The following is a 17,994-nucleotide window of genomic DNA, read 5'->3' on the forward strand; positions in this document are numbered from 1 at the left end:
AGACATGAGGGATCTCAGGATCGCTTGCGAAGCATGACCTGTCGGGTTCGGCTCCTGTGAAACCGGCCAGAGGGACATCTGGCTTCACCCCAAGACGACTGGAGGTCGTCGGGATTGGGTGCTCCGTTCCCACCATCGACTTTCGTCGGACACCAGCGACGACATGGTGGGACTCAGCGGGTCATCGCCACCCCCGCAAGGGAACGAGGGCGGGCTCAACGTAGGACAGATCGGCAGGGAGATCAACCCCAGGGTGGATGCCCAGCGAAAATCACAGTGACAGAATGGTTTTCGAAGGCGCTGAGGGCGCGGGGCGGCGGAAGGGCCGCGACCGGGGGATGACTAGGCTCCACCCATGAGCGAGCTCCCCGAGTCAGCGGCCGACCTCCCCGGCGTCCCCGACGGCTTCCAACGCCTGTGGGTGCCCCACCGGATGGCCTACCTCGACGCGAACCCCTCGCGCGGGGGCGAGCCGGCGGGCTGTCCCTTCTGCGACAACCCCCGGCGGAGCGACGCCGACGGGCTGATCGTCGCGCGCGGTGAGCACTGCTTCGTGGCCATGAACCTCTTTCCGTACAACCCCGGCCACCTGCTGGTCTGCCCCTACGAGCACGTGCCGGAGTACCTGGACCTCGCGGGCGACGCGCTGGCCGAGTTCACGGCCCTGACCCGACAGGCCCTGCGCACCGTGCGGGCCGTCTCCGGGTGCCACGGCTTCAACCTGGGTATGAACCAGGGGGCGATCGCCGGCGCCGGGGTGGCCGAGCACCTGCACCAGCACGTGGTCCCGCGGTGGGCCGGGGACGCGAACTTCTTCCCCATCGTGGCCCGGACGAAGGCGGTGCCGCAGCTGCTGGAGGACACGCGTGCCGCACTCGCCGAGGCCTGGGGGGACCACGCCGAGGAGCCGGCGCCCTGAGCCACCTTGCCCCCACCGGACGGCGCAGGGCACACGAAAGGGCCCCGCCGGACGAGTCCGACGGGGCCCTTCGCTCCGGGGAGGGTCAGCGGCGACCGGTGACCTTGCCCACGATGAACAGCAGCAGGCAGGCGCCCACGATGGAGGCCAGGAAGCTCGGGATGCTGAACGGGTCGTCCATGAAGTTGCCGTCAGCGAAGAGCAGGTTCCACAGGAAGCCGAACAGCGCGGCGCCGATGACGCCGACGATGATGTTGGCCGGAATGCCCATGGAGGCATCCGTACCCATGATCTTGGAGGCGATCCAGCCGGCGATGCCGCCGACGACGACCCAAGCGATGATGGTCCACATGTGAGGACTCCTTTCGTCAGTGCCCTCTGAGTGGGGGGATGCCGCACGCGGCGGCAAGAGGGCGCTCACACTGAACCCTAGGTGCTGACAACGACTTTGTCCTGCAGGAAGGCTGCGGTGCGGGCCATGTCACATTCCGCCCCACCCGGCGCGTGCTGCACGGCGACTAGTCTTGGCCAGCCATGTTGAACCGTCATGTCCGCCCCGTGCTCGCGCGCGTCGTCGACCCCGTGGCGCGCGGCCTGCTGCGCGCCGGTGTGGGGCCCGACGCCGTGACCGTCGTGGGCATGCTGGGCGTGGTGGTGGCCTCCCTGTGGTTCTTCCCGCGCGGCCAGTTCCTCGCCGGCACCCTGGTGGTGACCGTCTTCGTCCTGTCCGACCTGCTCGACGGCACCATGGCCCGCCTCCAGCAGCGCCAGAGCCAGTGGGGCGCCTATCTCGACTCCACCTGCGACCGCATCGGCGATGCGGCGGTGCTCCTCGGCATCGGCTGGTGGGCGCTGCGCTCCGCCTCCGATGGGGTGGACGCGCCCCTCTCGGCCGACCACGCCACCGTGCTGGGCGTGCTCACGCTGAGCGGTCTGGTGGTCGGCTTCCTCGTCAGCTACGCCCGCGCCCGTGCGGAGGGCCTGGGGGTGCGCGCCGACATCGGCATCGCCGAACGTGCCGAGCGCCTCATCCTGGTCCTGGTGGCCACCGGGCTGGTGGGCCTGGGGCTGCCGCACGTCGCCCTGACCATCGCGATGGGGGTGCTCACCGTGCTGGGCCTGGTCACCGTGGGGCAGCGCTCCCTGGCCGTGCGCCGGGAGGTGGGGTGACCCGCCACATCGGGCTGGTGTGCCCCTTCCCGGTGGACGTGCCCGGTGGCGTGCAGGCCCACGTGCGCGACCTCGCCGGCACCCTGCAGGCCGAGGGCCACCGCGTGAGCGTGCTGGCCCCGGTGAGCGGCACGGGGGCCGCCCTGCGCCGGGCCGCGCGGGCGGACGCCGAGGCACCGCTGGAGCCGCTGGCCGCCGCGGCCTGGGGGCTGCCCAAGACCGTGGGGCTGACCGTGGTGCCCGGCGCGCTGCGCGTTCCCTATGCCGGGTCCGCCTCGCACGTGACCTCCGGGCAGGCCTCCCGGGCCGCCGTCAGCCGCTGGCTGCGCACCACGGCCCCCACCCTGCTGCACCTGCACGAGCCGATGGCGCCCAGCCTCTCGCTCACCGCGGCGGACGTGGTGGCCGACCGGCTGCCGCTGGTGGCCACCTTCCACAACTCCTTCGCGCCCGGCCACACGGTGCGGCAGGTGGTGCCGCTGGTGCGCCGGGTGCTGGCACCGGTCCGCGCCTCGGTGGCGGTCTCGCGCACCACCCGGGACTCCGTGCGCGAGTGCCTCGGCACCGACCCGTGGGTGATCCCCACCGGCGTGCGCATCCACCGCTTCACCGACCCCGCACCCCGGGCCCCCTGGGCGGAGGGTCCCGGGCGGCCCACCCTCGCGTTCATCGGGCGCTCCAGCGAGCACCGCAAGGGGCTCTCGCTGCTGCTGCGGGCCGTCCCCGACATCGTGCGCCGCACGCCCGGCGCCCGGATCTTCGTCGCCGGACCCGGCCAGCCCGAGGCGCGCAGCGCCGTGGAGCGGGAGTTCCCCGAGCTGCGCACCAGCATCGTGTGGCTGGGGGAGCTCAGCGAGGCCGACAAGGCCTCCCTCATGCGCAGTGTCACCGCCGTGGTCGCGCCCCAGGTGCAGGGTGAGAACTTCGGCATCACGTTGGTCGAGGCCATGGCCGCCGGGGCGCCGGTGGTGGCCAGCGACCTCCCGGCCTACGTCTCCGTGCTGCAGGGAGCGGGCCGCCACTTCCGGGCCGGCGATGCCGCGGACCTGGCCCGGGTCCTCGAGGACGTGGTGCTCGACCCGCCCCTGCGGGAGAGGATGCGGGCGGCGGGACGGACGCGTGCCGGACGCTTCGACTGGCAGGTGGTGGGCCAGGAGGTCATGGGTGTCTACGACGAGGTGGAGGGGCGATGAGCAGACAGGACCTGGACCCGATGGGCTGGGTGGGGCCGCTCGGGGTCGGTGCGCTCGCCGCCCTGCTGGTGCTGGCGGCCGGTGCGCTGTGGCTGTGGCGGTCACGGGCCGCGGGCCGTGCGCGGGAGGCGCGCGCCCGCATCGAGGCGTCGCGGGCGGCACTGGACGCGGCGCTGATGCGTCGGGTCCTCGCTGCGCAGGAGTTCGTCGAGGTGGGTCGTCTCGACCCCTCGAGCTCCGTCATCGTGCTGCGCACCATCGGGGACGTGCTGGACGCCTGCGACGCCGCGGCCGACGAGGCCGACCTGCTGGGTCCCGACCGGTTGGAGGCCGAGGAGCACCTCACCGAGGCCCTGCGCCGGGCCTTCCACCAGCGGCACGGTGGCGGTGCCGGGCAGGACGACGCGGCGGGACCGCAGGCCCAGTCCGCGAAGCGGGCCCTGGCCGTGGCCTCGGAGCGCGTGCACACGCTCCGTCTGCGGCACAACGAGGTGGTGCAGTCCACCCGCCCGCTCCTGGCGGGGCGCGCGGTGCGGATGCTGGGTCTCGAGCGTGGCACCACCCGCCCGGAGGTGCTGCAGGTGGAGGACGACGTGCCCCACTTGCGACCCGGTGGCGAGGGGCGCCCCGTAGACTGACCCGTGGCGCTCCCCGTCCCGGGAGCCGCCTCCCCGTACACCGAAAGGCACACCGACGTGACTGAGCAGAACCCCACCACCGGCACCGCCCGTGTGAAGCGCGGCATGGCCGAGATGCTCAAGGGTGGCGTGATCATGGACGTGGTCACCCCCGAGCAGGCCCGCATCGCCGAGGATGCCGGCGCCGTGGCGGTGATGGCGCTCGAGCGCGTTCCGGCCGACATCCGCACCGAGGGCGGCGTCGCGCGCATGAGCGACCCGGACCTCATCGACGGCATCATCGAGGCCGTGTCCATCCCGGTGATGGCCAAGGCCCGCATCGGTCACTTCGTCGAGGCGCAGGTCCTGCAGTCGCTGGGCGTGGACTACGTGGACGAGTCCGAGGTGCTGACGCCCGCGGACTACGCGAACCACATCGACAAGTTCGCCTTCGACGTGCCCTTCGTCTGCGGCGCCACCAACCTGGGTGAGGCGCTGCGCCGCATCACCGAGGGTGCGGCCATGATCCGCTCCAAGGGCGAGGCCGGCACCGGGGACGTCTCCAACGCCACCACCCACATGCGCACCATTCGCGCCGAGATCAACCGCCTGACCACGATGGCCGAGGACGAGCTCTACGTGGCCGCCAAGGAGCTGCAGGCTCCCTACGAGCTGGTCAAGGAGGTGGCGCAGGCCGGCAAGCTGCCCGTCGTCCTCTTCACCGCCGGTGGCATCGCCACCCCGGCCGACGCCGCGATGATGATGCAGCTCGGCGCCGAGGGCGTCTTCGTGGGCTCGGGCATCTTCAAGTCCGGCAACCCCGCCGAGCGCGCCAAGGCGATCGTCCAGGCCACGACCTTCCACGACGACCCGGCCAAGATCGCCGAGGTCTCCCGCGGCCTGGGTGACGCCATGGTCGGCCTCAACGTGGAGGGCATCGCCGAGCCGCACCGGCTGGCCGAGCGCGGCTGGTGAGCAACCCCCTCATCGGGGTGCTGGCCGTCCAGGGCGACGTGCGCGAGCACGTCGAGGCCCTGGAGGCCAGTGGCGCCGCCACCCTCCGCCTGCGCCGGGCCGAGGAGGTGGCGCAGGTGGACGGCCTGGTGATCCCCGGCGGTGAGTCCACGGTGATGGACAAGCTCTGCCGGCTGTTCGGTCTGGCCGAGCCCCTCCGCGAGCGCATCGCCGCCGGCATGCCGGTCTACGGCTCCTGCGCCGGCATGATCATGCTGGCCGATGGGGTGCTCGACGGCCACCGTGACCAGCAGACCCTCGGCGGCATCGACATGACCGTCCGCCGCAACGCCTTCGGCCGGCAGGTGGACTCCTTCGAGACCGACCTGGAGCTGCCGGTGCTCGGCGAGGGCGCCGACCCGGTGACGGCCGTGTTCATCCGCGCCCCCTGGGTGGAGCAGGTGGGCGACCGGGTGGAGGTGCTCGCTCGCGTGCCCCACCGGGCCGTGGCCGGGGATGCCGGCACCCAGGCGGCCGCCGACCGCATCGTGGCCGTGCGACAGGGCAACCTGCTGGCCACCTCCTTCCACCCCGAGGTGACCGGTGACCGTCGCGTGCACGGGTTGTTCGTGGACATGGTGCGATCCGTGGGGCGCGACTGAGCGAGGGTGTCGGGGCAGGTCGTTAGGATGACCTGCCGACCGGGCGCGGGAGACGCTCCCGCGTGACCGGTCCGCGCGGCCGCCGGTGCACAGGCAGGTGGCGGCCGCCCGCACCAGAACTCGTACCAACCTGAGGGAGCAACGTGGCCGGTCACTCCAAGTGGGCAACGACGAAGCACAAGAAGGCTGCGATCGATGCCAAGCGCGGCAAGTTGTTCGCCAAGCTGGTGAAGAACATCGAGGTCGCGGCACGCACCGGCGGTGGGGACCCCGCCGGCAACCCGACCCTGTTCGACGCCATCCAGAAGGCGAAGAAGAACTCGGTGCCCAACGACAACATCGATCGCGCCGTCAAGCGCGGGTCCGGCGCAGAGGCCGGTGGTGCCGAGTACCAGGCCCTCACCTACGAGGGATACGCCCCCGGCGGCGTGGGCCTCATCATCGAGTGCCTCAGCGACAACAAGAACCGCGCCGTCATGGAGGTGCGCACCGCCCTCACCCGCAACGGCGGGCAGATGGCCGACTCCGGCTCGGTGACCTTCAACTTCCACCGCAAGGGCGTCATCGTGGTGGGCGGCGACCAGAAGTCCGAGGACGAGCTCATGGAGATCGTCCTGGAGGCCGGCGCCGAGGAGCTCACCGACCTGGGGGAGGGCTACGAGGTCACCACCGACCCCTCGGACATGGTGGACGTGCGCACCGCCCTGCAGCAGGCCGACGTGGACTACGACTCGGCCGACGTGAAGATGCTGCCGATCACCCCCATCGAGCTCGATGCGGAGGGCGCGCGCAAGCTGTTCCGACTGATCGACGCCCTCGAGGACTGCGACGACGTGCAGGAGGTCTACGCCGCGGCCGCCGTCCCCGATGCGGTGCTGGCAGAGCTGGACGAGGACTGATCGCGTGCGGGTCCTCGGCGTCGATCCCGGGCTGACGCGGTGCGGCCTGGGTGTGGTCGAGGGCCGGCGCGGGGGGAGTCTGCGGATGGTTGCCGTGGACGTGGTGCGCACGAACACCGACGCGCTGCCCGAGCAGCGACTGCTGGCCGTGAGCCGCCGCATCGAGGACTGGATCGAGACCCACGACCCCGATGCGGTGGCCGTGGAGCGGATCTTCGCCCGGTCGGACGTCAGCACCATCATGGGTACCGTGCAGGCCAGCGGCGTCGCCCTGGTGGCGGCGGCCCGGGCCGGGGTCGAGGTGGGCCAGCACACGCCGAGTGAGGTGAAGGCCGCCGTGTGCGGCAACGGGCGGGCAGGCAAGGAGCAGGTGACCAGCATGGTGACGCGGATCCTGCAGCTGGAGCAGGCGCCCCGGCCCGCCGATGCGGCTGACGCGCTGGCTCTGGCGATCGCGCAGATCTGGCGCGGTGGTGCTGAACGACAGCTGGCTGCGGCCGCCGGACTCGGTGGGACGGCGGCCGGTCGCATGGACCGGGCCGTCGCCGCCCAGGCGGCGGCTCGCGACCGGGCCGCCTCGCGGTGGCAGGCCGCCCAGGAACAGGCACGACGGAGCAGGAGGACACGGTGATCGCCTCGGTGAACGGAACCATCGCCCACGTGGGCCTCGACCACGTGGTGGTGGAGGTCGGCGGAGTCGGCATGCGGGTGCTGGTGCCCCCACAGGTGGCCGCTGAGGTGCGCACCGGGCAGGAGACGCAGCTGGCCACGTCGTTGGTCGTGCGCGAGGACTCCCTGACCCTGTTCGGCTTCCTGGACGTCGACACCCGTGAGGTGTTCGAGACCGTCCAGTCCGTCTCCGGGGTGGGCCCGCGCCTCGCGCTGGCCCTGGTGGCGGTGCTGAGCCCGGCCGAGCTCTCCCGGGCCGTGCAGACCGAGGACCTCGCCGCGCTGACGAGCGTGCCGGGCATCGGCAAGAAGGGGGCACAGCGCCTGGTGCTCGAGCTGGCGGGCAAGCTCCCCACGGACCTGGGCGGAGAGGCCGCGGCACCGGCTGCCGAGCCCACCGGGGGCGATGCGGGTGAGCCCGCCTGGGCAGCACAGGTGCGCGAGGCCCTGGAGGGCCTGGGCTGGAACGCCACGCAGGCCGCCAAGGCCACGCGCACCGTGGTGGAGCAGCACGCGCAGGACACCGGGCCGGCCCCGGCGCTGCCGGTGCTGCTGCGTGAGGCGCTGCGGGAGGCCGCGTCGTGAGTGACCCCTGGGACCGTTCGGCCGCCGAGGAGGGCGCCCGCATCGTCGACCCGGCGGCGGGGCAGGACGACGCCGGCTTCGATGCCGCACTGCGCCCCAAGCGCCTCGCCGACCTCGCCGGGCAGGACCGCGTGCGCGACCAGCTCCACCTGGTGCTGGAGGCGGCCCGTCGCCGCGGTGCGCCGGCGGACCACATCCTGCTCTCGGGACCCCCGGGCCTGGGCAAGACCACGCTGGCCATGATCGTGGCCGGTGAGATGGCCGCGCCCATCCGCATCACCTCCGGCCCGGCCATCCAGCACGCGGGCGACCTCGCGGCCATCCTCTCCTCGCTGGCCGAGGGGGAGGTGCTCTTCCTGGACGAGATCCACCGCATGTCGCGCGCGGCCGAGGAGATGCTCTACCTGGCCATGGAGGACTTCCGGGTGGACGTCATCGTCGGGAAGGGGCCCGGGGCCACGGCCATCCCGCTGGAGCTGCCGCCGTTCACGGTGGTGGGGGCGACCACCCGGTCCGGGCTGCTGCCGGCCCCGCTGCGTGACCGCTTCGGCTTCACCGGGCACCTGGACTACTACACGGCGCAGGACCTGGCCACGATCCTGGCAGGCAACGCGGTGAAGCTGGGTATCGCCAGCGAGCCCGAGGGCATCGCGGAGATCGCCGGGCGCTCCCGCGGCACGCCCCGCATCGCCAACCGGCTGCTGCGCCGCGTGCGGGACTGGGCCCAGGTGCACGGGCGACACGTGGTCTCGGCCGAGGCCGCCCGCGAGGCGCTCTCCCTCTTCGATGTCGACCTGCTGGGACTGGACCGCCTGGACCGAGCGGTGCTGGAGGCACTGTGCCACCGGTTCGACGGCGGACCGGTGGGGCTCACCACCCTGGCCGTGGCCGTGGGGGAGGAGGCCGACACCGTGGAGTCGGTGGCCGAGCCCTACCTCGTGCGTGAGGGATTCATCGTGCGCACACCCCGCGGTCGGGCCGCGACGGCCGCCGCCTGGGAGCACCTGGGCAGCCGACCGCCCTCCGGACCCGCGGGTCGGTTCGGTCACCAACCACCCCTCGCCTAGACTCACGTCCCGCTGTGCCCCGTGCGGACAGCCCCGAACACCACGAACCGAGGTAAGTCGATGCCCAAGCCTGGCGACATGGCCCTGCTGGGGGTGCGCTGATGAACATGCGTGCCCAGCGGGCCAAGGCCGTGAACACCCTGCTGACGCTGCTGTTGCTGCTGATGCTTCTCTTCGGCGGGTTGGGGGCTGCCCACCTCTTTGCCAAGCCGGCGGCGCAGCTGACGCCGCTGCTCGGCCTCGACCTCGAGGGCGGTCAGCAGCTCATCCTGGAGCCCGCCATCGAGGGCGGCGACGTGAGCGGCGGCCAGGTGGACCAGGCGGTCAACATCATCCGCCAGCGTGTGGACGGCTCCGGTGTGGCAGAGGCCGAGGTGACCACCCTCGGGGGCAGCAACATCTCGGTGGCCATGCCCGGCACGCCCGACCCGGCCGTGCTCGAGTCGCTGCAGGCCTCCAGCCGCATGACCTTCCGCGAGGTGCTCGCGGTCGAGGGCAGCACCACCGGCCCCGACACCGTCGACACCCTGCCCGGGTACGAGTCCGACGAGGAGCCCTCGGGTGAGGCGACCCCGTCTGGCGACGCCTCCGGCGAGGCGACCCCCTCCGGTGAGGGCTCGGGCGAGGCGATCCCCTCCGGTGGCGCCTCTGCGGAGCCCAGCTCCTCGCCGACCACCGCCGAGGGCGTGTGGCCGGCCCAGGCCAGCCCGTCGGGCGAGGCGACCTCCGGGTCCAGCCCGTCCCCGTCCGGCTCGGGTTCCGGTTCCGCCGAGCCCAGCCCGTCCGGTTCGGGCTCCGGATCCGCCGAGCCGTCCCCCTCGCCCTCCGGTTCTGGTGGCTCCGGTGACGGCGGCGAGTCCGGCTCGTCCGACCCCGACGCCCGCGGCCAGGACATCGTGGTGCCGCCGGAGGTGCAGTCGCGCTACGAGGAGCTGGACTGCGCGGACGAGGACGCCAAGGACGCCGCGCAGAGCGCCGGCGACGACGACTTCGTGGTGGCCTGCGACCCGGACGGTCAGGTGAAGTACCTGCTGGGCCCCACCCGCATCCAGGGCTCGAGCATCGCCGACGCCTCCTCCGGCCCGGCCACGAACGCCCAGGGCCAGCCGACCGGCGAGATCGCCGTGAACCTGGAGCTGGACGACGAGGGCTCGAACATCTTCGCCGACCTCTCGGCCATGATGGCCGCCCAGCCGGAGGGCTCGCCCTACAACCAGTTCGCGATGCTGCTGGACGGTGACGTCATCAGCGCCCCGGGCATGCGGCAGACCATCACCAACGGCGAGGCCTCCATCACCGGTGACTTCACCGCCGAGGAGGGCCGCGCGCTGGCCGACCAGCTGAAGTTCGGCGCCCTGCCGTTCAGCTTCAACCTGCAGTCCTCCGAGCAGATCAGCCCCACCCTCGGTGACGAGCAGCTGCGCTGGGGCATCTGGGCCGGTGTGATCGGCCTGCTCCTGGTGGCCGTGTACTCGCTCTTCCAGTACCGCGTGCTCGGTCTGGTGACGCTCGCGTCACTGGCGCTGGCGGCGCTGCTGGCCTACGGGGCCGTGGTGCTGCTGGGCTGGCAGTACAACCTGCGCCTGACCATGGCCGGCATCACCGGTCTCATCGTGGCCATCGGCATCACCGCCGACTCCTTCATCGTGTACTTCGAGCGCATCCGCGACGAGGTGCGCGAGGGACGCCCGCTGCGCAACGCCGTGGACACCGCCTGGGTGCGCGCGCGGCGCACGATCCTCATCTCCGATGCGGTGAACCTCCTGGCCGCCGTCATCCTGTACCTGCTCAGCGAGGCCAACGTGAAGGCCTTCGCGTTCATGCTGGGTCTGACGACGATCATCGACCTGATCGTGGTCATGCTGTTCACGCACCCGGTGGTCACGCTGTTGGCCCAGACCAGGTTCTTCGGCAACGGGCACCCGCTGTCCGGTATGAACCCCGAGAGCCTGGGCGCCCGCAAGTCCACCTACGTGGGCCGCGGACGGGTGCGCTCGTTGCCCGAACCGACGCCGACGTCCGGCACGACTACGGAGGTCGCCCTCTGATGGGTTTCGCACAGTTCGGCAACGACCTCTACACCGGTCGCCGGCAGATCGACTTCATCGGCCGCCGCAAGATCTGGTACCTCGTCTCGGCCGTGCTGCTGGCCCTGACCCTCGTCGGGCTCTTCGGCCGGGGCATCAACCTCGGCCTGGAGTTCACCGGCGGGACGGACTTCCGCGTCGCGGGGGTCTCCGACACCAGCGGGTACGAGGAGCGCGCCAGTGACGCTCTGTCCGACTCCGTCGGCGCCGGCGAGGCGGTGCGCTCCAGCATCATCGGTGGCGACACCGTGCGGGTGCAGGCCGCCAGCGTCGAGGGCGGCACGCAGGGCATGGACGCCGCCCGCAGCGCCCTGGCCGAGGAGTTCGGCGTGCCGGCGCAGGACGTGGCCGGCTCGCTGGTCGGCCCGTCCTGGGGGCAGGAGGTCAGCCAGAAGGCGCTGATGGCCCTGGGCGTCTTCCTCGTGCTCGTCTCCGTCGTGCTGGCGCTGTACTTCCGCACCTGGAAGATGGCCCTGGCCGCCCTCGTGGCCCTGCTGCACGACCTGATCTTCACCGTCGGTGCGTTCGCGCTGGCCGGGTTCGAGGTCTCGCCGGCCTCGGTGATCGGCTTCTTGACGATCCTCGGCTACTCGCTCTACGACACGGTGGTCGTGTTCGACAAGGTGCGCGAGAACGTCGACGACGCCCGCAAGCACAAGACCAAGACGTACTCGCAGGCCGCCAACATGGCGATCAACCAGACCCTGGTGCGCTCGATCAACACCTCGGTCGTGGCGCTGTTGCCGGTCGGTGCGATCCTGGTGGTCGGCTTCGCGAAGCTGGGCCCGGGCACGCTGCTCGACCTGTCGCTGGCCCTGTTCATCGGTATCGCCATCGGGACCTTCTCCTCGATCTTCATCGCCACGCCGCTGCTGGTGCAGCTGCGCGAGGGGGAGCCGGAGATCAAGGCCCACGACGCCGAGGTGCGCAACCGCCAGCGGGCGCGTGCCGCCGCCATCCTGGCCCGCCGGCAGGAGCAGGGTGGGGCCACGCAGGCCGCCACCGACCAGCCGGTGGGCGAGGAGGCCCCGCAGGGCGAGGAGACCGGGCAGAATGCCGAGGAGTCGGACCGCCCGGGTCGTGGTCGTGCCCTCACCGGTGAGGTGGAGGGTGCTGGGCGGACCATCGCCGGCGGCGGCCGCCCCCGGCACCCGTCGGCCTGGGCGGGTCGCTGACCCACCGGGCACCCGCACCGAGCCGCACCGTACGAACCGACCGGAGAACATCAGATGAGCGCACCCCAGACGCCGCAGGACCTGCCGCAGGGTGAGGAGCTGACCGCCCTGGTCAGCTCCCGGCTGGAGGACATCCCCGACTTCCCGAAGCCGGGCGTGGTGTTCAAGGACTTCACGCCGCTGCTCCGTGACCCCCGGGCCAGCCGGGCGGTCGTGCAGGACGTCGTCCGCCGGCGTGGTGGGGACGTGGACGTGGTCGTCGGCATCGAGGCCCGTGGCTTCATCCTGGGGGCGGCCATGGCCTATGCCCTCGGGGTCGGCTTCGTGCCGGTGCGCAAGGCGGGCAAGCTGCCGGGGGAGACCCACTCGGCCAGCTACACCCTCGAGTACGGCACGGCCACCATCGAGATGCACAAGGACGCCGTCGTGGCCGGCGACCGCGTGCTCATCGTGGACGACGTGCTGGCCACCGGCGGGACGGCCGCGGCCTGCGTCTCGCTGGTGCGTGAGGCCGGCGCCAGCGTGGTGGGCATCGAGGTGGTGCTGGAGCTGGCCTTCCTCGGCGGGCGTCGCCAGCTCGAGGGCCACGACGTGGTGAGTCTGCTCGTCCAGGAGTGACCCGGGACGCGTGACCCGTGAGGACGGGCGCGTGATCGATGTGGATCACGTCACGTGATGCGGGGACAGCGCTCTGCGCCACGTATCATCCCGACATGACCCAGCAGCCCCGCACCGCGACGGGCTGGACCATGCGCGAGCGGCTGGCCCGGCTGGGTACCTCGCGCACGGAGACCCCTGAGCTCGCGCCGCTGATGAAGCGGCTGCGCCAACGTGGTGACCGGGCCGACCTCTCCGTGGTGGAACGGGCCTACGCCGTGGCGGCGAAGGCGCACGAGGGGCAGTTCCGCAAGAGCGGGGACCCCTACATCACCCACCCCGTGGCCGTGGCGGGCCTGCTGGCCGAGTTGGGGATGGATGCCCCCACGGTGGCGGCGGCGCTGCTCCACGACACGGTGGAGGACACCCCCTACAGCCAGGAGCAGCTCGAGGCCGACTTCGGCCCGGAGATCGCGCTGCTGGTGGACGGCGTCACGAAGCTCGACAACGTGAAATACGGCGACAGCGCGCAGGCCGAGACCGTCCGCAAGATGGTCGTGGCCATGTCCAAGGACATCCGCGTGCTGGTCATCAAGCTGGCCGACCGCCTGCACAACGCCCGCACGTGGCGTTACGTCTCCCCGGAGAGCGCGCGACGCAAGGCTGTGGAGACCCTGGACATCTACACCCCGCTGGCCCACCGGCTGGGCATGAACGCCATCAAGTGGGAGCTCGAGGACCTGTCGTTCAGGTTCTCCCAGCCCGAGGTGTACGAGGAGGTGGTGCGCCAGGTGGCCGCCGCCGCGCCGCAGCGGGAGGAGTACCTGGGGGAGATCCGTTCCCAGCTCGAGCAGGCGATGGCCGAGGCGCGCCTGCCCGTGGTCATCACCGGCCGGGAGAAGCACTACTGGTCCATCTACCAGAAGATGTCCGTGCGCGGCCGGGCCTTCGAGGAGATCCACGACCTCATCGCCCTGCGGATCATGGTGAATGACGTGGCGAGCTGCTACCACGCCCTGGGCCTGGTGCACTCGCTCTTCACGCCGCTTCCGCACCGCATCAAGGACTACATCGCCACCCCCAAGGGCAATGGGTACCAGTCGCTGCACACCACGGTGATGGGCACGGGTGGAAAGCCGGTGGAGATCCAGATCCGCACACACGAGATGCACACGCTCGCCGAGTACGGTGTGGCCGCCCACTGGCGGTACAAGTCCCGGGCGTCCACCACCCGCTCCACCCAGGACCTGTCGTGGCTGCGGGAGACCATGGACCTCGCGCTGGACGCCAGCAGCGAGGACTTCATGGACACGCTGCGCTTCCAGATCTCCTCCCCGGAGGTCTTCGTCTTCACGCCCAAGGGCAAGATCATCTCCCTGGCCCGGGGCTCCACGCCGGTGGACCTTGCCTACGCCATCCACACCGACGTGGGGCACAAGGCCGTGGGCGCCAAGGTCAACGGCCGCATGGTGCCCCTGGACAGCCAGCTCTCCAACGGTGACTCGGTGGAGATCCTCACCGCCAAGGGCGAGGGCGTGGGCCCCTCGCGGGACTGGTTCACCTTCGTGGCCACCCCGCGTGCCCGCTCCAAGATCAAGCAGTGGTTCAGCCGCGAGCGCAAGGCGGAGATGACCGCCCAGGGCCACGACCTGCTGGTGCGGGCCCTGCGCAAGGCCGACCTGCCGGTGAAGCAGTGGACGCGGGAGGACGCGCTGCGCCCCGTGGTCGAACGGCTCAGCGTCCACGACCGCGACGGGGTCTTCCAGGCCATCGGCGAGCGCCGCGCGTCGGTGGAACACATCATCGAGCTGCTGCGCCAGGCCCACGGCGAGGTCGAGGAGGAGGTGCTGCCGCCGCCGGAGGCCCTGGTGCCGGAGCGTCGACGGCAGCCGGGGGAGGCGCCGGTGCACATCGTGGGCTCCGACGACGTCTGGAGCCACCTCGCGGTCTGTTGCGCCCCCGTGCCGGGTGACGACATCGTCGGCTACGTCACCACCGGGCGCGGGGTCTCCGTGCACCGCAGTGACTGCGCCAACGTGGAGCAGCTGCGCAACAGCCCCGAGCGCATGGTCCGGGTGGCCTGGGACGAGCGGGGCCGCGGCGCCTTCACGGTGCGTCTGGCCCTGGAGGCCCTGGACCGCAACGGCCTGGTGGCCGACATCCTGCGGGTCACGAACGAGCTGGGTCTGGTGCTCTCGGACATGGCCTTCACCTCCCCGGACGCCCGCACCGCCTACGGCCGGCTGGAGTTCGAGCTGGCCGATGTCGACTTCCTGGACCACGTGGTCTCCACGCTCAAGCAGGTGCGGGGCATCTACTCGGTCACCCGGGCCGCCTGAGGCGCCCCCACACAGCCCGCGGGCCCCGCCTCCCGGAGGAGACGGGGCCCGCGGCGTGCGGCCGGACTGCTCAGGCGGGGTCGAGGAAGGACGCCAGGCAGGCCACGTACATGGCCTGGTCGGCGGCCCCGCAGACCTCGCGCACACTGTGCATGGAGAGCGTCGGTGCGCCGAAGTCCACCGTGGTCGCACCGGTGAGCGCGGCCGTCATCGGTCCCACCGTGGAGCCGCACGGAAGGTCCGAGCGCACCACGAACTCCTGCATCGGCACCCCGGCCTGCTGGCATGCGAGGCGGAAGGCGGCCGTGCCGACACCGTCGGTGGCGTAGCGCAGGTTGGTGTTGATCTTCAGCACCGGGCCACCGTTGAGCGCGATGTGGTGGCCGGGCTCGTGACGGTCGGCGTAGTTCGGGTGCGTGGCGTGGGCCATGTCGCCTGAGGCGATCACCGTGGACGCCAGCGCCCGCAGGTGGTCCTGCCGGTCACCGCCGCGCGCCAGGACGATGCGCTCCAGCACGGCCGGCAGCAGCTGCGAGAACGCGCCGCGCTCCGACATCGAGCCGATCTCCTCGTGGTCGAACAGGGCGATCACGGGGATGGCGTCCAGCGCACCCTGGGGGTCGCCCACCGCATCGATCAGGGCGCGCACGGCCGCGTAGGAGGTGGCGAGGTTGTCCAACCGGGCCGAGGCGATGAGGCCGCCGTCCAGGCCGATGCGGGCCGCACCGGTGAGGTCGTAGGTCATCATGTCCCAGCCGAGCACGTCGGTGCTGTCCACACCCAGGCGGCCGGCGAGCCAGGTGGTGAACGCCGGCGCGTTCGGGGAGACCGACCAGTGCGGCACCAGCTGGCGCTGCGCGTTGAGGGACTCGCCCTCGCGGACGTCGCGGTCCAGGTGGATGGCCAGGCGGGAGACGCGCAGCAGCGGCTCGTCCACGTCCAGCAGCTCGGTGCGCACCCCGTTGACACCCTGCGGGTCGCGCAGGGTCACGCGGCCGGCCAGGCCCAGGTCGCGGTCGAGCCACGAGTTGGCGATGAGGCCGCCGTAGGGTTCCACCGCCAGCTGGGCGTAGCCCGCGGAGGACACGTCCGGGCGGGGCTTGATGCGCAGGTTGGGGGAGTCCGTGTGCGCGCCCACCACCCGGAAGCCGGTGGAGGTGGCCGCGTCGGCGTCCAGGCCCTCGGTGCTCCAGGCCACCAGGGAGCCGCCGCGCACGAGGTAGTACCGACCCGGCTCAACCGGCAGGGCACCGGTCTCGTCCACCTCGGTGAACCCCTGCGCCTCCAGCAGCTCCGCGGCGGCGGCCACGGCGTGGAAGGGCGTGGGGGAGTCGTCGAGATAGGAGATCAGCCCGGAGGCCACCTCATCGGTGTCGAAGCGGTCGATGCGGGGGCTCACTTCTCGCCACCGAACTCGGCCACGCCCTCGCGCGCCTGGTCGAGCCACGCCTGCTTGGTCTCCAGCTCCTTGCGCACCTTGGCGGCGCGCTTCTCGTCACCGGCGGCCTCGGCCTTGGCCAGCTTGGCCTGCAGGTCCTGCACGGCGCCCTCCAGCTGCATCGCGAACAGCGAGGCGCGCTGGGCGTGCTCCGGGGAGGTCTTCTTCCACTGGAGCTCCTCGGCCTCGCGCACGGCCTGCTCGACCGCGCGCATGCGGCCCTCGATGCGCTTGACCTCCTTGCGGGGCACCTTGCCGGCTGCCTCGAAGCGCTCCTGGATGCTGCGCAGCTGGCGCTTGGTGGTCTCCAGGTCCTTCACGGGCAGCAGGGCCTCTGCCTCCTGCAGGGCGGCCTCCTTCTCGGGGAGGTTCGCGGCGTACTCCTCGTCCAGCTTCGCGGCCTCGGCGTCCTTGGCGTTGAAGAAGGAGTCCTGGGCGGCGCGGAACTGCTCCCAGAGCGCGTCGTCCACGGAGCGCTGGGCGCGGCCGGCGCGCTTCCAGTCCTGCATGAGGCGCTTGAAGGCACCGGCGGTGGAGCCGGTGTCCGGCCCGGCGGCCAGGCGCTCGGCCTGCTTGACCAGGTCCTCCTTGGTGCGGCGGGCGCGGTCGCGGTCGGCGTCGAGCTCTGCGAAGTGGGCCTTGCGCACCTTGTCGAAGGTGTTGCGAGCGGTGGCCAGACGCTGCCAGAGCTCGTTCTCGGTGGGCTTGTCGAGGCGGATCTGGGCGCGCTGCATGGCCTTCCACTCCTCCACCATGCTGCGCATCCGCTCGCTGGCCTGCTTCCAGTGCATGGCCGAGGGGTCGGTCGCTGCCAGGCCCTCGGCCTCCGCGACGAGCTCCTCGCGCTCGGCGGCGGCCTGGGCGCGGGCCTCGGCGCGCTGCTGCTGGTCGCTGCGCTCCTTGTCGCGCAGGGCCTCGGTGAGCTCGTCCAGGACGGTGCCCAGCGCGGCGTAGTCGCCCACCATCGGGGTGTCGGCCACGTGGCTGCGCAGGGCCTCCAAGGACTGGCGGCCCTCTGCGGCGGTCACGCTGCCGGCGTGGATGCGCTGGGCCAGCAGGTCGGCGGAGGCAGCGATCTCCTGGAACTTGCGCACGAAGTAGTTGACAGCGGCGTCGGCGTCCGCATCGGGGTAGGAACCCACCACGGTGGTGGTGCCGTCGGCGTCCGTGCGGACCACCTCACCGGACTCGTTCAGCGAGCCGAACCGGGCCATGTCGCCCTCGGTGATGCCGGAGGTGTCCACCAGCGGGCCGGGGACGGGCGTGGGCGTGAACGTGGCGCGCTGCGGCTTGGTGCGGGCCCTCGACCCGCCGGAGCCGCCCTGGCCCGCGCCGCCGGACGGCTTGTCTGCCCCCTCGGATGCGGGGGCACCGCCGACGGGAGTGACCGGAGGGGCGGGACGCTTCTTCGCCAGAGCGCCCGGGGAGGGGACCGTGGCTGGGGTGGGCACGGCACGCGGCGTGTGGGCCGGCGTGCTGGCGGGGGCCTCGGGGGCCTTCTCCTGTGCCCGGGGCTCGGGCGTCTCTGCGGTCCCCTGGGCGGGCGAGGTCTGGTCCTCGGGGCCCTCGGGGGTGGACGTGGTCTGTTCAGCCGCGTTCATGGTTGCCTCTCTCGGCGGACGG

The 17,994-nt window shown here is 72.0% G+C and carries 17 protein-coding genes and 1 riboswitch; of the genes, 14 read left to right on the plus strand and 3 right to left on the minus strand.

Annotated elements, in window-relative coordinates:
* Positions 1-6: 6 nt before the first annotated feature.
* Positions 7-189, minus strand: a riboswitch (cyclic di-AMP (ydaO/yuaA leader).
* 166 nt (positions 190-355) lie between these two features.
* Positions 356-919, plus strand: coding sequence for an HIT domain-containing protein (locus ACEY2A_RS02985; protein WP_075867705.1), 564 nt, complete (start codon positions 356-358; stop codon positions 917-919).
* 85 nt (positions 920-1,004) lie between these two features.
* On the opposite strand, the gene ACEY2A_RS02990 is transcribed toward ACEY2A_RS02985, so the two are convergent.
* Positions 1,005-1,271, minus strand: coding sequence for a GlsB/YeaQ/YmgE family stress response membrane protein (locus ACEY2A_RS02990; protein WP_015779506.1), 267 nt, complete (start codon positions 1,269-1,271; stop codon positions 1,005-1,007).
* Positions 1,272-1,453: 182 nt separating this feature from the next.
* Here ACEY2A_RS02990 and pgsA point away from each other — a divergent pair, with 182 nt between their 5' ends.
* The 13 genes from pgsA to ACEY2A_RS03055 all read left to right on the plus strand — a co-directional run bounded on the left by pgsA (position 1,454) and on the right by ACEY2A_RS03055 (position 14,933).
* Entirely contained in the window at positions 1,454-2,089 is a 636-nt protein-coding gene (gene pgsA / locus ACEY2A_RS02995; protein ID WP_374929395.1) for a phosphatidylinositol phosphate synthase, read from the plus strand.
* On the plus strand, positions 2,086-3,282 hold the full coding sequence (locus tag ACEY2A_RS03000; RefSeq protein ID WP_374929396.1) for a glycosyltransferase family 4 protein: 1,197 nt from the start codon (positions 2,086-2,088) through the stop codon (positions 3,280-3,282). Before pgsA ends, ACEY2A_RS03000 begins: the two co-directional genes overlap by 4 nt.
* A complete protein-coding gene (locus ACEY2A_RS03005; RefSeq protein ID WP_374929397.1) occupies positions 3,279-3,920 on the plus strand; it encodes a hypothetical protein in 642 nt (213 codons plus the stop codon). Before ACEY2A_RS03000 ends, ACEY2A_RS03005 begins: the two co-directional genes overlap by 4 nt.
* Before the next feature lie 57 nt (positions 3,921-3,977).
* On the plus strand, positions 3,978-4,874 hold the full coding sequence (pdxS, locus tag ACEY2A_RS03010) for a pyridoxal 5'-phosphate synthase lyase subunit PdxS (protein WP_374929398.1): 897 nt from the start codon (positions 3,978-3,980) through the stop codon (positions 4,872-4,874).
* Positions 4,871-5,515, plus strand: a complete 645-nt coding sequence (gene pdxT / locus ACEY2A_RS03015) for a pyridoxal 5'-phosphate synthase glutaminase subunit PdxT (RefSeq protein WP_374929399.1) — start codon at positions 4,871-4,873, stop codon at positions 5,513-5,515. The genes pdxS and pdxT overlap by 4 nt, the downstream gene beginning before the upstream one ends.
* Positions 5,516-5,658: 143 nt before the next feature.
* On the plus strand, positions 5,659-6,414 hold the full coding sequence (locus tag ACEY2A_RS03020) for a YebC/PmpR family DNA-binding transcriptional regulator (RefSeq protein ID WP_374929400.1): 756 nt from the start codon (positions 5,659-5,661) through the stop codon (positions 6,412-6,414).
* Between the two features lie 4 nt (positions 6,415-6,418).
* The gene (ruvC, locus tag ACEY2A_RS03025; protein ID WP_374929401.1) at positions 6,419-7,045 is read left to right on the plus strand and encodes a crossover junction endodeoxyribonuclease RuvC; all 627 of its coding nucleotides are present in this window, start codon (positions 6,419-6,421) and stop codon (positions 7,043-7,045) included.
* On the plus strand, positions 7,042-7,668 hold the full coding sequence (ruvA, locus tag ACEY2A_RS03030; protein ID WP_374929402.1) for a Holliday junction branch migration protein RuvA: 627 nt from the start codon (positions 7,042-7,044) through the stop codon (positions 7,666-7,668). The genes ruvC and ruvA overlap by 4 nt, the downstream gene beginning before the upstream one ends.
* Complete coding sequence (ruvB, locus tag ACEY2A_RS03035) at positions 7,665-8,735, plus strand: Holliday junction branch migration DNA helicase RuvB (protein ID WP_374929403.1); 1,071 nt, start codon at positions 7,665-7,667, stop codon at positions 8,733-8,735. The genes ruvA and ruvB overlap by 4 nt, the downstream gene beginning before the upstream one ends.
* A gap of 101 nt (positions 8,736-8,836) precedes the next feature.
* Positions 8,837-10,783 (plus strand): protein translocase subunit SecD, encoded by a 1,947-nt coding sequence (gene secD / locus ACEY2A_RS03040; protein WP_374929404.1) that lies wholly within the window; start codon positions 8,837-8,839, stop codon positions 10,781-10,783.
* A complete protein-coding gene (secF, locus tag ACEY2A_RS03045) occupies positions 10,783-11,997 on the plus strand; it encodes a protein translocase subunit SecF (RefSeq protein WP_374929405.1) in 1,215 nt (404 codons plus the stop codon). The genes secD and secF overlap by 1 nt, the downstream gene beginning before the upstream one ends.
* Positions 11,998-12,051: 54 nt before the next feature.
* Entirely contained in the window at positions 12,052-12,615 is a 564-nt protein-coding gene (locus ACEY2A_RS03050) for an adenine phosphoribosyltransferase (protein WP_374929406.1), read from the plus strand.
* A 95-nt stretch (positions 12,616-12,710) separates the two neighbouring features.
* Positions 12,711-14,933 carry a RelA/SpoT family protein gene (locus tag ACEY2A_RS03055; protein ID WP_374929407.1) on the plus strand — a complete coding sequence of 741 codons (2,223 nt, stop codon included), beginning with the start codon at positions 12,711-12,713 and terminating at the stop codon, positions 14,931-14,933.
* Positions 14,934-15,003: 70 nt separating this feature from the next.
* On the opposite strand, the gene ACEY2A_RS03060 is transcribed toward ACEY2A_RS03055, so the two are convergent.
* Positions 15,004-16,332, minus strand: a complete 1,329-nt coding sequence (locus tag ACEY2A_RS03060; protein WP_374929408.1) for a M18 family aminopeptidase — start codon at positions 16,330-16,332, stop codon at positions 15,004-15,006.
* Positions 16,329-17,972, minus strand: coding sequence for a DUF349 domain-containing protein (locus tag ACEY2A_RS03065; RefSeq protein ID WP_374929409.1), 1,644 nt, complete (start codon positions 17,970-17,972; stop codon positions 16,329-16,331). The genes ACEY2A_RS03060 and ACEY2A_RS03065 overlap by 4 nt, the downstream gene beginning before the upstream one ends.
* Between the last annotated feature and the right edge of the window lie 22 nt (positions 17,973-17,994).

This window comes from Kytococcus sedentarius, from assembly GCF_041937525.1.
GTDB lineage: Bacteria > Actinomycetota > Actinomycetes > Actinomycetales > Dermatophilaceae > Kytococcus > Kytococcus sedentarius_A.